Here is a 14,594-nt window from a genome sequence, read left to right as displayed (position 1 = left end):
GAAACCCGAGCCGACCACTCGGCCGCGGCAACGCGATGAATGTCTTCGATCGCCCCGCTCGGCCACCCGAATCCGGAAACCGCACGCATGATCCGTATCCGCTCCCTGTCTCTCGTCGTCGCCCACCGCTCCATCATGCCCGGCCTGTGCGCGGCGCTACTCGCCTCCACGATCCTGCCCGCCCACGCGCAGACCGCGGACGAGGCCGCCCGCACCGCCGAGCGTACCCGCGCGGAGGCGCTCGCAGCCGATGGCAAGGCGCTGCGCGCCGAAGCCGAGGCCACCTACCAGGCCACCGTGCCGGGCTGTTACGAGAAGTTCCTCGTCAACCGTTGCATCGACCAGGCGAAGAAGCAGCGCCTGGAGACGATCCGGCGTGCCCGCGAGCTCGAAGCCGAAAGCCGCGGCATCACCCTGGCGGAGCGCCAACGCGCAGCAGCGGCCAAGCCGGCCGCCGGCGAACGCCCCAGCCCCCCTGCCCCACCTGCCGCCCCGCCCGCCGCCTCCCCCCTGGCCCCTTCCGGGCCGAGCGGGGACGCGACGATCGCGCCATCTACCGAAGCCGAGCGCATCCGCGCCCAGCGCGTCGAGGCCAGCCGCGAGGCCGAAGCCGCCACGGCCCGCCAGCGTGCGGCCCAGGACGCCGAGCGCGCGTCTGCGCGCCGCGATGCCGAAGACGCCGCCGCCCGCCGCGCCCGCCAGGCCGAGGAAGACCGCGCGCGCTACGAAAAGCGCCTGCGCGAGTACGAGCAGGAGCAGGCGGGGAAGAAGTAAGACCTGCCGCAAGCCCGCAATCGAGGGCCCTCGGCGAGGCGCCGGCGGGAGCGACGCAAGTCGTGCTCGCGCCCCGATCGCGACTCGCGTCGCTCCCACAAGAAACCGACACGGATCCAGAAACCCCGCCAGGAGCGACGCAAGTCGCGATACGGCCCCCGGACCGGCACCGCAGCCGTCGAACCTCCCGCTCGCGACTCGCGTCGCTCCCAAAAGAAACCGACGCGGATCCCGAAACCCCGCCAGGAGCGACGCAAGTCGCGATACGGCCCCCGGACCGGCGCCGCAGCCGTCGAACCGCCCGCTCGCGACTCGCGTCGCGCCTACCGGCGATCGGCACGGCACGCCCAGGCGAGCGCATCCTCCAGGCGATCGTTGCCCCAGAACAACTCCTCACCGACACGGAAGCTCGGCGCCCCGAACAGGCCCAGTTCGGCTGCGCGCTCGGTCTGGCAGCGCAGCGCGAGCTTGTTGGCATCCGCCTGCGCGCGCGCCATCAGCTCCGCTGCGGGCAGGCCGAGCGCGCCGAGGATCTCGACGATCACCGCCTCCTCGCCGATCTCGCGGTCCTCGGCGAAATTCGCGCTCATCACCGCACGCGCGAAGGGCGCCACCCAGCCCTCCTCCACCCCCACCAGCGCCACCCGCGCGGCGAGCAGGCCGTTGCGCGGGAAGCGGCTGGGGTGGCGGAAGGGCAGGCCCTCCTTCTCCGCCAGACGTTCCAGGTCGCGCCACATGTAGCGCCCCTTGGGCGGGTAGATGTTGAAGGGCGAGTCGTTCCAGCCCAGCGCGAGGAACACCGGCCCGAGCAGGAAAGGCTTCCATTCGATGTCCACGCCGGTCGCGGCCGCTGCGCGCTCGATGCGCATCACCGACAGGTAGGAATAGGTGCTGGCGAACTCGAACCAGAACTCGACGACGGGTCGCGACATGGGGAGGCTCCTCGGAAGACGGTGGACGCCGTCACTATAGGCGATCGCCCCGCGCCCCGCCCCACCGCGGGGCGCCAAGCCCGCACGCGCAAGAGAGTGGAGTGCAGCCGGGCAGCCGGTCACGCTACGACCGGTTCGCCACCCAGATCCCGCTGCCGACGAGGAAGAGCGCGGCGTACACCGCCGGCGTGAGCGGCTCGCCGAGGATCAGCCCGCCGGCGAGCACGCCCATCACCGGGGTCAGGAAGGAGAACGAGGACAGGCGCGTGGCCGGATACTCGCGCACCAGCCAGAACCAGGCCAGATACGACACGCCGGCGACGATCGCCGCCTGGAAGAAGAGGTTGGCCCACACCATGGGCGTGGGCGCGAACACGCCCGGCTCGCCCATCGCCAGCGAGAGCGGCGGCAGCACCAGCGCCGACACGCCGAGCTGGTAGAGCAGCGTCTTCTCGGCCGATGCGCGCGCCAGCGCGCTCGCCTTCACGGTCAGCGTGGTCGCCGCCCACAGCAGCGCGGCGCCGAGCAGCATGAGGTCGCCCACCCAGGCGCCCTCGGTGGCGGCGAAGAGGTTCTCGCCGAAGAGCGCGAGCACGCCGACGAAGGCGAGCGCCATGCCCATCCACTGCCGCCTCCGCATGTGCTCCTGCGGCAGCAGCCAGACCGCGCCGAGGGCGACGAAGAAGGGCGCGGTGTACAGGAAGATCACCCCGCGCGAGGCGCTGGTGTGCTGCAGGCCGAGGAAGATCATCGCGAACTCGCCGGCGAACAGCGCCCCGGCGAGCAGGCCGGGCGCGAGGCTGCGGTCGCGCTCGAAGAGCTTCACCCCACGCAGCAGCGCCCAAACGACGACGATCGCCGTGGCGCCGATCGAGCGCAGGCCGGCCTGCCACACCGGCGAGATGCCGGCGCTGGCAAGCTTGATGGCAACCTGCTGGAGGCCCCAGATCGAGCACAGCACCACCATGAGGCCGATGGCGAGACGGTCGAGTTCGGTCTTGTGCATGCGGGAGAGCCCGCACCAGGGCGCGGGCGGCGGTAGACGAAGGGCGCGATTATCGGCCGCCAGCCGCGGAAACGCGAGCCGGTTCGGCGCAGCTTATGCCCGCGAACTGGGTGGCGAGCATGTCGATCTCGTCACGCAGCTGGCGGCGTTGTGCTGCGCTGGACAATGCATGCAGTTCGGCGAGCAGCTCCAGCGTGCGTGCGCGGTTGTGGGCGACCGCCGCGCGATGCTGCGCGCTCCAGCGCGCCTCGCGCGGCGCCAGCGCCTGCGCCAGGCGGGGGGCGAAGGCGCCGGCGTCCGCGCGCACGCGCAAGGCGTCGAGCAGCTCGGCCTGCCAGCGCGCGCGATCCTCCAGCCAGGCCTCGGTCGTGGGCTGCAGCGCCCGGCTCCACGCCGCGATGCGCTCGCGCTGGGCCGGCGTCATGCGGCCGAACCAGCGCCGCAGGCGCTCCTCCATGCGCTCGACGCGGGCGGCATGCTGCGCGGACTCGTCGCCGGAGAGGAACTCCGCGCGCGCCTCCTCGCCACGGCGGACGAAGGCGGCGGCGAGCTCCTCCACCTGCTCGTCGCCCAGGCCGGCCGCCAGCCTGCGCAGCTCGGGCTCGAGTTCCCCGACGATCTCGCGCCAGAGCGCCTCTCCGCGCTCGAGGAAGCGTTCGAGCTGCGCAGGCTCGACGCGCTCGGCCGCCAGCGTCGCGTTCGCCGCACGCAGTAGGGCGACGTACTCGGGGAGGTGGCTGCGGCAGTGCCAGTCGAGCAGGCCGGCCAGACGGCGGTCGAATTCGCCACGCTGGCCGGCGTCGAGCGTGACGTAGTCGCGCAGATACCAAGGCAGCAGCCAGTCGAGCTGCGAGTACGCGAAACGCAGGCCGCAACCGACGAGCAGCAACGCGCTGCAGGCGATCAGGAAGAGACGGTGGAGCGCACGGGCGGACATGGGGCTTGTGACCGCACCGGCAGCGGGCAAGTTCGCCCGCTCCGTCCGCCCGCGCACGCCCCGCTCAGCGCGTCTCGCCGCGGGACTCGGCGCCCGACTCGCCGACGGTCTCGGCGGCCGCCCCCTCGGCACGACGGACGCGCTCCGCGGCATCCGCATCGGCGCCAGCACTTCCGGGTTCCTCGGCTCCGGCAGGTGCGGCGACCGACTCGGCTGCAGCCTTCTCCGCCTCGTCCGCAGACACTCCGGAAGTCGCCCCGACGCTTGGCGGGACGGATTCGGCGAGATCCTCCGCCTCCGGAACAGGGGCCGCATCCACCACGCTGACCGGCGCGGGCCCGACCACTGCATCCGCGCTCGATCCCGTCGGTTCCGCGGCGTCCGCACCCGCAACAGCGCCCGCCGCTCCCCCCGCGAGCAGCGCGCCGGCCGCGGCGGGCTCGACCACGCGGCGGGGCAGCAGCGCATCGACGCGCTCCTGGAAGCGCTCGCGCGCCGAGGCGCCGGAGAGCTTGTCGTAGCCGGCGGACAGGTGCTCGAAGAGCTCCTTGTAGGAGCCGGCCATCGACACGAACAGGGTCGCGGTCTTGTCGAAATGGGCGTCGACCTCCTTGCGGTAGCGCTCTGCCTCCTCGGCCTTGCGCGCCAGCTCGGCCTCGAGCTCGTCGATGCGCCCCTTGGTACCGGCGCTCGAACGCCCGACGAAGAACGCGATCACGCCGACGATGACGACGGCGGAAATGGCGAGCAGCCAGGCGGTTTGCGGGGTCATGTCCATGTTGTCCTCCCTCCTTTGTGGATCTCAATCGACCACCGTCGCCTCCACCGGCGACGGGAACTGCAGGCGCGCGCGCAACGCGCGGGTGACCTCGACGCGGCCGTCCGCAGCCACGCGCAGTGCATGTTCGATGCCGAAGCGGCGGATCTGTTCGCGCCAGCCATCTCCGGCGAGGTAGGCGGGCTTGCTCGGTGCATCCGACAGCGTGCCGGCATTGGCGCGCGGCGTGATCAGGACGGTGAGCGACTGCGTGCCATGCGCGGGCTGGCCGGTGCGCGGGTCGAGCAGGTGGGCGTAGCGCTCGCCGTCGAGCTCGAAGTAGCGCTGGTAGTCGCCCGAGGTGCCGATCGCCTCGCCGGCGTACAAAGGCAGGGTGGCGAGCGGAGCGGGCGCGCGCGGATGCTGGATGCCGATCCGCCAGGGCTGGTCGCCCTTGGCGCCGAGCGCCATGACGTTGCCGCCGATGTTGATGAGCGCGTCGGCCACGCCCTGCGCGCGCAGGATCGCCGCCGCGCGGTCGAGCGCGTAGCCCTTGGCGTAGCCGCCGAGATCGAGCTGCACCGCCGGGTTGCGGCTCTCGACCCGATTGCCGTCGAGGACGAGGTCGGCCATCGACGGGTGCGCGGCGAGCAGGGCCTGCAGCTTGGCAGGGTCGGGGCGCTGCGGCACGAAGGTGTCGGTGTGGAAGCCCCACAGCGCGACCAGGCCGCCGAGCGCAGGGTCGAACAGCCCGTCGCCGGTGGCGGCGATCGCCTGCGCGTCCTTCAGCATCGCGGCGAGCTCGTCGGACACGGTGGCGGCCTCGCCGCGCGCGATCGCGGCGTTGAGCGCGGTGAGCTCGGAGGGCTCCCAGGCGTGGTAGGCGCGATGCAGGCGGTCGAACTCGCGCAGCACCGCGGCGGCGGCGCGGTCGGCCTCGGCCTGGTTCTCGCCATACACCGCGACATCGACCCGGGTACCGAAGACGTAGGCCTCGTGATGGAAGACCTGCGCGCGCGAGCAGGCCGCGAGCAGCAGCGCGCACGCGGCCAATGCAAGGATGCGCAGGTTCAGCCGCACGCACGCTCCAGCTTGTCGATCACCAGGCCGGCGACGTCGAAGCCCTGCTGCGCGGCGATCTCGACCATGCAGGTGGGGCTGGTGACGTTGATCTCGGTGAGGTGGCCGCCGATCACGTCGAGGCCGACGATCAGCAGGCCGCGCGCCCACAGCGTCGGCGCGAGGAACCCGGCGATCTCGCGTTCGCGCGCGGTGAGCGCCATCGCCACCCCGCGCCCGCCGGCGGCGAGGTTGCCGCGCGTCTCGCCCGCCCGCGGGATGCGCGCGAGCGCGAAGGGCACGACCTCGCCGCCGATGATCAGCACGCGCTTGTCGCCGTCGACGATCTGCGGCAGGTAGCGCTGCGCCATGATGGTGCGAGTGCCATCGTGGGCGAGCGTCTCCACGATCACGTTGCGGTTGGGGTCGTCGGCGCGCACACGGAAGATCTGGCTGCCGCCCATGCCGTCAAGCGGCTTGAGGATGACGTCGCCGAGCTCGTCGATGAAGGCGTGGATGTCCGCCGGGTCGCGCGCCACCAGCGTGGTCGCGGTGAACTGCGGGAATTCGGTGATCGCGATCTTCTCGGAGTGGTCGCGCACCGCGCGCGGGTCGTTGAACACGCGCACGCCGGCCTGCGCCGCGCGCTCGAGCAGCCAGGTGGCGGTGACGTACTCGAAGTCGAAGGGCGGGTCCTGGCGCATCAGCACCGCGTCGAAGGCGGCCAGCGGCAGGGCCTGCGCCTCGCCCGCGCGATACCAGGCCGCGTCGTCGTCGCACACCGCGAGCGCCACGCAGCCGGTGCCAACCACCACGCCCTCGCGCCAGGTGAGGCCGGCGCGCTGCAGCGCCCACACCTCGTGCCCGCGCCGCGCGGCGGCGCGCATCATCGCGATGCTCGAGTCCTTGTAGGCCTTGAGGCCCTCGAGCGGGTCGAGGATGAAAAGAAGCTTGAGCTTGCGGGTCATGGATTCATCACCGGTTCGTGTCGATTCCCGTCGGAGGCGGCGCGAGACTTCAGGCTGCCAGGGCGTCTCCACCTGCATCCTCTTCCTCGGCCGGGGCGGTCTCCTCGATCTCCACCGAGGCCGCGAGCAGCGCCAGGCGGGCCACCACGCCATAGGCGTAGAAGCGGTTCGGCGGCGCATCGGGCCCCTGCGCGGCATCGGGCATGGTGCCGCTGGTGTCGAAGGCGAGCGGCTTGAAGTGCATGCCCGGCGCGTTGAGGTTCTCGTCGCGGCCGCGCTCGGTGTGGACGCGGTAGAAGCCACCCACCACGTAGTGATCCATCATGTAGACGACCGGCTCGGCGACGCCGTCCTCCACCGTCTCGAAGGTGTGCACGCCCTCCTGGATGATGACCTCGTGCACCTGCAGGCCTTCCTTCACCACCGCCATCTTGTTGCGCTGGCGGCGGTTGAGGCCGACGACCTCGGAGGCGTCCTTCACCGTCATCACGCCCATGCCGTAGGTGCCGGCGTCGGCCTTGACCACCACGAAGGGCTCGTCGGTGACGCCGTATTCCTTGTACTTGGCGCGGATGCGGGTGAGCAGCGAATCCACCTGAGCGGCGAGGCACTCCTCGCCGGTGCGTTCCTGGAAGTTGATCTGGCCGCACACGCCGAACTCGGGGTTGATCCGCCACGGATCGATGCCGATCGCGGCGGCGAACTCACGCGCGACACGGTCGTAGCACTCGGCGTGCTTCGACTTGCGGCGCTTGTGCCAGCCGGCATGCAGGGGCGGGATCAGCCACTGCTCGTCGAGGCCCTTGAGCACCTGCGGAATGCCCGCAGACAGGTCGTTGTTGAGCAGCACCGCGCAGGGATCGAAGTCGTCGAGCCCGATGCGGCTGCCGCTGCGGCGCAGCGGCTCCAGGGTCAGCGTGGCGCCGTTGGCGAGTTCCAGCACGGTCGGCGCGGCGATCTCGGGCAGCAGGCTGCCGATGCGCACGTCGAGGCCGGTGAGGCGCAGGATGGACGCCAGCTTGGCGACGTTCTGCAGGTAGAACTGGTTGCGGGTGTGGTTCTCGGGGATCAACAGCAGCTTGCTGGCGTCCGGGCAGATGCGCTCGATCGCCGCCTGCGCCGCCTGCACGCACAGCGGCATGAAGACGTCGTTGAGGTTGTTGAAGCCGCCCGGGAACAGGTTCAGGTCGACCGGCGCGAGCTTGAAGCCCGAGTTGCGCAGGTCGGTGGAACCGTAGAAGGGCGGCATGTGGTCCTGCCACTGGGTACGGAACCACTTTTCGATGTCGCAGGCGTTGTCGAGGAACTGGCGCTCCAGCTCCAGCAGGGGGCCGGTAAGCGCGGTGGTGAGGTGCGGAACCATGGATTGGGTGTCTCTCGTGAGGGGGCCGCCACCCGGCGGGCGGCAGCCGATGCTTTGGCCGGAATGTTACACCAAAGCCCGGGGGCGCCTTCCGGCCGCCCCGATGGCGCGTGGCCGCGTCAGATCACCAACTGCGTGCCGAGTTCGACCACCCGGTTGTTGGGGATGCGGAAGAAGTCGGTCGCGCTGGTGGCGTTCTTGGACATGAAGGCGAACAGCCGCGCCCGCCAGTCTGAAAACAGCCTGCGGCTGAGCCTGGGGATCACCGTCTCGCGCGAGACGAAGAAGGTGGTCTCCATCATCTCGAACGATTCGCCGAAGCGGCTGCAGTGCTTCAGCGCACTCGGGATGTCGGGATCCTCCATGAAGCCGTAGCGCACGATCACGCGCATGAACCCGTTCCTGATGCGATGCAGGTAGATGCGGTCGAGCTCGCTCACATGCGGGGTGTCGGCGGTCTCCACGGTCACCAGCGCGACCCGCTCGTGCAGGACCTGGTTGTGCTTGAGGTTGTGCAGCAGCGCGGCGGGGACGCCATCCTTGGTGCTGGTCATGAACACCGCCGTGCCCTGCACCCGATGCACCTCCCCGACCATGTCGATGAACACGTTCAGCGGCAGGCCCTGGGCGGCGATCTCCTGCTGCACCAGGCGACGCCCCTGGCGCCAGGTGGTGAGCACGGTGAACGAGACCAGCGCCATGGCGATCGGGAACCAGCCGCCCTGGGGAATCTTGATCGCGTTGGCGCTGAAGAAGGCGAGGTCCACCAGCAGCAGCGTCCCCGCGCACAGTCCGGCCAGCAGCGGACGCCAGCGCCAGATCAGCACCATCACGAAGCCGAGCAGCACCGTGTCGATCAGCATCGTGCCGGTCACCGCGATGCCGTATGCCGCAGCGAGGTTCGAGGAGTTCTGGAAGCCGACCACGAGTGCGACCACCGCCAGGTAAAGCGTCCAGTTGGTGAAGGGGACGTAGATCTGCCCCTGCTCGTGCCCCGAGGTATGGACGATCAGCATGCGCGGAAGCAGCCCCATCTGCACCGCCTGGCGGGCCACCGAGAAGGCGCCCGAGATCACCGCCTGCGAGGCGATGACCGTGGCCAGGGTGGCGAGCACCAGCAGCGGGATCATCGCCCACGACGGCCCGAGGTGGTAGAACGGGCTTTCGATCGCCGCCGGCTCGTGCAGCAGCAGCGCCCCCTGGCCGAAGTAGTTCACCACCAGGGCCGGCAACACGAAGCCGAACCACCCCAGCCGGATCGGGGCCGGGCCGAAATGTCCCATGTCGGTGTAGAGCGCCTCCCCGCCGGTCACCGCGAGCACGACCGCGCCCAGCGCGAGGAAGGCGAGCGCCGGATGATCGACGACGAAGGCGACCGCATGGAGCGGACTGAGGGCCGCGAGGATCTCCGGATAACGCACGATCTCGACCATGCCGAGCGCACCCAGCACGGCAAACCAGACCACCATGACCGGGCCGAAGAAGAGCCCCACCACCCCGGTTCCGCGGCGCTGGATCGCGAACAGCACGGTGAGGATGAGCACCGTCACCGGCACCACCCAGGCCTCGAGCCCCGGCGCCACGATGCCGATTCCCTCCACCGCCGACAGCACCGAGATCGCCGGCGTGATCATGCTGTCGCCGAAGAACAAGGCGGCGGCGAAGATGCCGAGCATCGACACCACCCAGGCCAGGCGTGCGCTGCGCGCATGCGTCACCACCAGCGACAGCAGGGCGAGCGAGCCGCCCTCGCCGCGGTTGTCCGCGCGCATCAGGATGAGCACGTACTTGAGCGTGACCAGCACCATGATCGCCCACAGCACGAGCGACAGGATGCCGAGGATGTTCCCCGGCGTGACCGGTATCGGATGGTGGCCGTTGAAGATCTCCCGCAGGGCGTACAGGGGGCTGGTGCCGATGTCGCCGAACACGACGCCGATGGCACCGATGGTGAGGGAGGGCATTGCACGCTTCGAGTCCATCACTTGCACCTTTGTTGCGCCATCGAGGCCAGCTCCGCGCCACCATCCGCGCACGACATGCCCGCAGCGTCGATCGTCCGGGACCATGCGCGATTGTGCGACGCAACTTCGCGCCCGTGTTGACCGTGCTCAAGAGTCCGCGTCGCCCCCCCCGGGCGCCTCACGCGCTGCCGCGCAGCGGCAGCTTGCGCTCGTCCTTGACCACCTCCATCACCACGTAGGTATGGGTCTGCTTGACGCACGGCAGGCCGGAGATCTGCTCGCCCATCACGCGGCGGTATTCGTTGATGTCGCGCGTGCGCACCTTGAGCAGGTAATCGAAGTCGCCCGCGATCATCAGGCAGGACTCGATCTCGGGGATGCGCCGCACGGCCTCGTTGAAGCGGCGCAGGTCCTGCTCGGTAGTGCTGGTGAGCAGGACCTGGACGACGACGATGTGGCCGGCGCCGACCGCGTCGGGGTCGAGCGCGGCGTGGTAGCCGCGGATCACCCCGGACTTCTCGAGGCGGCGGATACGCTCGGCGCAGGGGGTCTTGGTCAGGCCGACCCGGCGCGACAGCTCGACGATCGACAGGCGGGCGTCGGCCTGCAATTCCTGGAGGATCTTCTGGTCGATGCGGTCCATTGCGGTGCAGCAGGCGATTGGCCTGTGAAGTGATCTCACTTTGGTCATTATGACCATATAAATGCAAATTTTGGAGCCATTAACTACGGTTTTTGGCGAAGAATTCGGCCATTCCGGCGGGTCTTCCGCCGCCCCCGCAACCGCTTGCAGCACGCCCGCCCGACGCAGCGTGCGCAATGCCAGGAGTGCCCGGCCGTGACCGACAACATCCCCTCCAGCGCCCGCGCCGCAGCGGCCCTAGATGCCGCCGCCGCCCTTCCGCCGACCGCGCGCAGCACCGTCCGCCACGCCATCGACGCCGCTTGGCGCACGCCCGAGCCGGAGTGCGTGCCCGCGCTCGTCGAGGCCGCCCGCCTCCCCGCGGCCCTGCGCGAACCCGTGCGCGCCCTCGCCCACGACCTCGTCGTCGGCCTGCGCGCCACGCGCACGCGCTCGTCCGGCGTCGACGCCCTGATGAAGGAATTCTCGCTCTCCAGCCAGGAAGGCGTGGCGCTGATGTGCCTGGCCGAGGCCCTGCTGCGCGTGCCCGACAAGGCCACCGCCGACCGCCTGATCCGCGACAAGCTCGCCGACGGCGACTGGCGCGCACACATCGGCAACAGCCCCTCGCTGTTCGTCAACGCTGCCACCTGGGGCCTGCTGATCACCGGCCGGCTGGTGTCGACCAGCAGCGAACAAGGCCTGTCCTCCGCGCTCACCCGCCTGGTGGCGCGCGGCGGCGAGCCGCTGATCCGCAAGGGCATGGACCTGGCGATGCGCATGCTCGGCGAGCAGTTCGTCACCGGGCGCGACATCGACGAGGCCCTCGAGCGCGGCCGCGAGCACGAGAACAAGGGTTACCGCTACTCCTTCGACATGCTCGGCGAGGCGGCGATGACGGCAAGCGACGCAGAGCGCTATTTCCGCGACTACGAGCGCGCCATCCAGGCCATCGGCGTCGCCTCCCGGGGCCGCGGCGTGGTCGACGGCAACGGCATCTCGGTCAAGCTCTCGGCCCTGCATCCGCGCTACACCTGGTCGCAGCGCGAGCGCGTGCTGGCCGAGCTGCTGCCGAAGTTGAAGACCCTGTGCCTGCAGGCCAGGCGCCACGACATCGGGCTGAACATCGACGCCGAGGAGGCCGACCGCCTCGACCTCTCGCTCGACCTGCTCGAGGCGCTCGCCACCGACGACGCGCTCGCCGGCTGGACGGGACTGGGCTTCGTGGTCCAGGCCTACCAGAAGCGCGCCCCCCACGTGCTCGACTTCGTCATCGACCTCGCGCGCCGCAGCGGCCAGCGCATGATGGTGCGCCTGGTCAAGGGCGCGTACTGGGACGCCGAGATCAAGCGCGCGCAGATCGACGGGCTGGCCGGCTACCCGGTGTACTCGCGCAAGGTGTACACTGATGTGTCCTACCTCGCCTGCGCGAAGAAGCTGCTCGCCGCACGCGACGTCATCTACCCGCAGTTCGCCACCCACAACGCACATTCGCTGGCGGCGATCTTCCACCTCGCCGCCGCCGACGGCCGCGCATGGCAGCCGGGCGACTACGAGTTCCAGTGTCTGCACGGCATGGGCGAGCCGCTCTACGACCAGATCGTCGGCCGCGCCGACCGTCACCGCCTGGTGCGCATCTACGCCCCGGTGGGCAGCCACGAGACCCTGCTCGCCTATCTGGTGCGCCGCCTGCTCGAGAACGGCGCCAACACCAGCTTCGTGAACCGCATCGTCGACGAGCGCGTGCCGGTGGAGGAGCTGATTGCCGACCCGGTCGAGCAGGCCGCCCCGCTCGCCGGCGCGCCGCATCCGAAGATTGCGCTGCCCGCCGAGCTGTTCGGTGGCCTGCGCACCAACTCCGCCGGCATCGACCTCGCCAGCGAGCCGGTGCGCGCCCGCATCGCCGCGGCGCTGGCCAACTCGCGCACCACGCCCTTCGCGGCCGGTCCGATCGTCGCCGGCCGCAGCGCGGTGCCCGCGGACGTGACCCCGGTCTCCAACCCGGCCGACCGCGGCGAGGTCGTCGGCGGCGTCGCCGAAGCGACGACCGACGACCTCGAGCACGCGCTCGCCGCCGCCAGTGCGGCCGCAGCCGACTGGGCCGCCACCCCGGCTGCGGCGCGCAGCGAACGCCTGGAGCGCGCCGCGGCGCTGTTCGAACGCGAGGCCGACACCCTGCTCGCGCTTGCAGTGCGCGAAGCCGGCAAGTCGTGGGCCAACGCGGTGGCCGAGCTGCGCGAGGCGGTCGACTTCCTGCGCTACTACGCCCAGCAGGCGCGTGGCTTCGACCCTGCCAGCCACGTGGCGCTCGGTCCGGTGCTGTGCATCAGCCCGTGGAACTTCCCGCTGGCGATTTTCAGCGGCCAGGTCGCCGCCGCGCTCGCCGCCGGCAATCCGGTGCTCGCCAAGCCGGCCGAGCAGACCCCGCTGATCGCCGCCCATGCAGTGCGCCTGCTGCACGAGGCCGGCATCCCGGCTGCAGCGCTGCAGTTGCTGCCCGGCCGCGGCGAGACCGTCGGCGCCGCGCTGGTGGCCGATGCGCGCGTGCGTGGGGTGATGTTCACCGGCTCCACCGAGGTCGCCGCGCTGATCAACCGCAGCCTCGCCGCGCGTGGCGGCAAGGTGCCGCTGATCGCCGAGACCGGCGGCCAGAACGCGATGATCGTGGACTCCACCGCACTCCCCGAGCAGGTGGTGACGGACGTCCTCGCCTCCGCCTTCGACTCCGCCGGCCAGCGCTGCTCGGCGCTGCGCGTGCTGTGCCTGCAGCAGGACATCGCCGACGACGTCCTCCACATGCTGCAGGGCGCGCTCGCCGAACTGCGCCTGGGCAATCCGGCGGACGTGCGCGTGGACATCGGCCCGGTCATCGACGCCGGGGCGCGCGACGGTCTCGAGGCCCACGTCGCCGCGATGCTTGCCAAGGGCGCCCGCATCACCCGCCTGCCGCTGCCCGCCGCATGCGCGCACGGCACCTTCGTCGCGCCGTCGATCATCGAGATCGGTGCCCTGAGCGAACTGGGCCGCGAGCAGTTCGGCCCCATCCTGCACGTGCTGCGCTACCGCGCGTCCGAATTGGACAGCCTGATCGACGCGATCGACGCCAGCGGCTACGGCCTCACCATGGGGGTGCACACCCGCATCGACGAGACCGTGGAGCGCGTCGCCGCGCGCGCGCACGTCGGCAACCTGTATGTGAACCGCAACATCATCGGCGCGGTGGTGGGCGTGCAGCCCTTCGGCGGCGAGGGCCTGTCCGGCACCGGCCCGAAGGCGGGCGGACCGCTCTACCTGCACCGGCTGCTTGCGCGTACGCCCGGCCCGGTGCTGGCCGATGGCGCGCTCGCGGTGACCGACAGCGACGAAACCCGCGCCGCGGATGCCGCGTTCTCCGGCTTCCTGGAATGGCTGGACGGCGCCGGCCGCGGCCTGCTCGAGGGCGACGAGCTCGCCGCGCTACGCGACCGCGCCGACGCCTGCCGTGCGCGCCGTATTGCTGGCCTGCGCCTGGCGCTGCCCGGCCCCACCGGCGAGGACGACAGCCTGCGCTTCACCGCGCGCGGCACCATCGCCGGCGTGGCGGACAGCGCGGCCGCCGTGCTGCATCAGGTGATGGCGGCGCTCGCCAGCGGCAATCGCCTGCTGCTCGCCGACCGCGCCGCCGCACGCACGGTGCAGGCCGCGCTCCCCGAGGCGCTGCGCGCATACGTCGCGGTGGATGCCGCCTGGTTCGACAAGGCGCTCGGCGCGGTGCTGTTCGACGGCAGCGACGCCGAGGCCGACGCGCTGCAGGTGCGCGTCGCCGGGCGCAGCGGCCCGATCCTGCAGCTGCTGCAGCCCTGCCCCGACTACGACCTCGGCCGCCTGGTGCACGAACGCACCCTGTCGATCAACACCGCCGCCGCGGGTGGCAACGCCAGCCTGATGGCGATGGGGGCATGAGTGTGCGCGATTCGCGCCCGCACCGCGGCAGCGCTGGCAACCCGGCGAGGAGTGGACCTGCCCGCAGGAGCGACGCAAGTCGCGATCTTCAGCGCACGGAATCCGGCGCGGCGCCATCGGAGCCGCTGCATTCGCGACTTGTGTCGCTCCTACGGAAAACCAACGCACTTCCGGATGCCCCCGGAGGGGTGCTGGATGACAACGAACCTGCGCGGTAGTCGCAGCTAGGGCCATCACGGATGGCAATTTTGAAAAATTCGCTTACCTTTG

Annotated in this window: 11 protein-coding genes; 2 read left to right on the top strand and 9 right to left on the bottom strand. The window is 70.9% G+C overall.

The annotated features are described in order from the left end of the window. Nucleotides 1-39 precede the first annotated feature (39 nt). Nucleotides 40-774 (top strand): hypothetical protein, encoded by a 735-nt coding sequence (locus TMZ1T_RS02810; RefSeq protein ID WP_012584520.1) that lies wholly within the window; start codon nucleotides 40-42, stop codon nucleotides 772-774. 323 nt (nucleotides 775-1,097) lie between these two features. Here the strand turns inward: TMZ1T_RS02810 and TMZ1T_RS02805 are convergent, their stop codons facing one another. The 9 genes from TMZ1T_RS02805 to TMZ1T_RS02765 form a co-directional block, all read right to left on the bottom strand. Continuing rightward, nucleotides 1,098-1,706, bottom strand: coding sequence for a 2-hydroxychromene-2-carboxylate isomerase (locus TMZ1T_RS02805; protein WP_012584519.1), 609 nt, complete (start codon nucleotides 1,704-1,706; stop codon nucleotides 1,098-1,100). A gap of 124 nt (nucleotides 1,707-1,830) precedes the next feature. Further along, on the bottom strand, nucleotides 1,831-2,712 hold the full coding sequence (locus TMZ1T_RS02800) for a DMT family transporter (RefSeq protein WP_012584518.1): 882 nt from the start codon (nucleotides 2,710-2,712) through the stop codon (nucleotides 1,831-1,833). 49 nt (nucleotides 2,713-2,761) lie between these two features. Continuing rightward, complete coding sequence (locus TMZ1T_RS02795; RefSeq protein WP_012584517.1) at nucleotides 2,762-3,649, bottom strand: DUF6279 family lipoprotein; 888 nt, start codon at nucleotides 3,647-3,649, stop codon at nucleotides 2,762-2,764. A gap of 64 nt (nucleotides 3,650-3,713) precedes the next feature. Continuing rightward, nucleotides 3,714-4,421, bottom strand: a complete 708-nt coding sequence (locus tag TMZ1T_RS20210; protein ID WP_187283022.1) for a YhcB family protein — start codon at nucleotides 4,419-4,421, stop codon at nucleotides 3,714-3,716. Between the two features lie 30 nt (nucleotides 4,422-4,451). Continuing rightward, complete coding sequence (locus TMZ1T_RS02785) at nucleotides 4,452-5,486, bottom strand: FAD:protein FMN transferase (RefSeq protein ID WP_004323532.1); 1,035 nt, start codon at nucleotides 5,484-5,486, stop codon at nucleotides 4,452-4,454. Beyond that, nucleotides 5,477-6,433, bottom strand: coding sequence for a glutathione synthase (gene gshB, locus TMZ1T_RS02780; RefSeq protein ID WP_004323530.1), 957 nt, complete (start codon nucleotides 6,431-6,433; stop codon nucleotides 5,477-5,479). The genes TMZ1T_RS02785 and gshB overlap by 10 nt, the downstream gene beginning before the upstream one ends. Nucleotides 6,434-6,482: 49 nt before the next feature. Continuing rightward, a complete protein-coding gene (gene gshA / locus TMZ1T_RS02775; protein ID WP_004323529.1) occupies nucleotides 6,483-7,796 on the bottom strand; it encodes a glutamate--cysteine ligase in 1,314 nt (437 codons plus the stop codon). A gap of 119 nt (nucleotides 7,797-7,915) precedes the next feature. Then, on the bottom strand, nucleotides 7,916-9,778 hold the full coding sequence (locus TMZ1T_RS02770) for a potassium transporter Kup (RefSeq protein WP_012584515.1): 1,863 nt from the start codon (nucleotides 9,776-9,778) through the stop codon (nucleotides 7,916-7,918). A gap of 160 nt (nucleotides 9,779-9,938) precedes the next feature. Further along, nucleotides 9,939-10,403, bottom strand: coding sequence for an Lrp/AsnC ligand binding domain-containing protein (locus TMZ1T_RS02765; RefSeq protein WP_004323527.1), 465 nt, complete (start codon nucleotides 10,401-10,403; stop codon nucleotides 9,939-9,941). A gap of 195 nt (nucleotides 10,404-10,598) precedes the next feature. On the opposite strand from TMZ1T_RS02765, the gene putA reads away from it, so the two are divergent. Further along, on the top strand, nucleotides 10,599-14,324 hold the full coding sequence (putA, locus tag TMZ1T_RS02760; RefSeq protein WP_012584514.1) for a trifunctional transcriptional regulator/proline dehydrogenase/L-glutamate gamma-semialdehyde dehydrogenase: 3,726 nt from the start codon (nucleotides 10,599-10,601) through the stop codon (nucleotides 14,322-14,324). Nucleotides 14,325-14,594: the final 270 nt, after the last annotated feature.

The organism is Thauera aminoaromatica, from assembly GCF_000021765.1.
In the GTDB taxonomy this organism is placed as follows: domain Bacteria; phylum Pseudomonadota; class Gammaproteobacteria; order Burkholderiales; family Rhodocyclaceae; genus Thauera; species Thauera aminoaromatica.
The sequence above is the reverse complement of the archived record's forward strand: the minus strand, read 5'-3'. Positions and strand labels throughout refer to the sequence as shown.

Bases quoted from the DNA above. Each gene is read 5' to 3' on its own strand.
- TMZ1T_RS02810 (WP_012584520.1), top strand. From the start codon at position 40: ATGTCTTCGATCGCCCCGCTCGGCCACCCGAATCCGGAAACCGCACGC.
- TMZ1T_RS02805 (WP_012584519.1), bottom strand. From the start codon at position 1,706: ATGTCGCGACCCGTCGTCGAGTTCTGGTTCGAGTTCGCCAGCACCTAT.
- TMZ1T_RS02800 (WP_012584518.1), bottom strand. From the start codon at position 2,712: ATGCACAAGACCGAACTCGACCGTCTCGCCATCGGCCTCATGGTGGTG.
- TMZ1T_RS02795 (WP_012584517.1), bottom strand. From the start codon at position 3,649: ATGTCCGCCCGTGCGCTCCACCGTCTCTTCCTGATCGCCTGCAGCGCG.
- TMZ1T_RS20210 (WP_187283022.1), bottom strand. From the start codon at position 4,421: ATGACCCCGCAAACCGCCTGGCTGCTCGCCATTTCCGCCGTCGTCATC.
- gshB (WP_004323530.1), bottom strand. From the start codon at position 6,433: ATGACCCGCAAGCTCAAGCTTCTTTTCATCCTCGACCCGCTCGAGGGC.
- gshA (WP_004323529.1), bottom strand. From the start codon at position 7,796: ATGGTTCCGCACCTCACCACCGCGCTTACCGGCCCCCTGCTGGAGCTG.
- TMZ1T_RS02770 (WP_012584515.1), bottom strand. From the start codon at position 9,778: ATGGACTCGAAGCGTGCAATGCCCTCCCTCACCATCGGTGCCATCGGC.
- TMZ1T_RS02765 (WP_004323527.1), bottom strand. From the start codon at position 10,403: ATGGACCGCATCGACCAGAAGATCCTCCAGGAATTGCAGGCCGACGCC.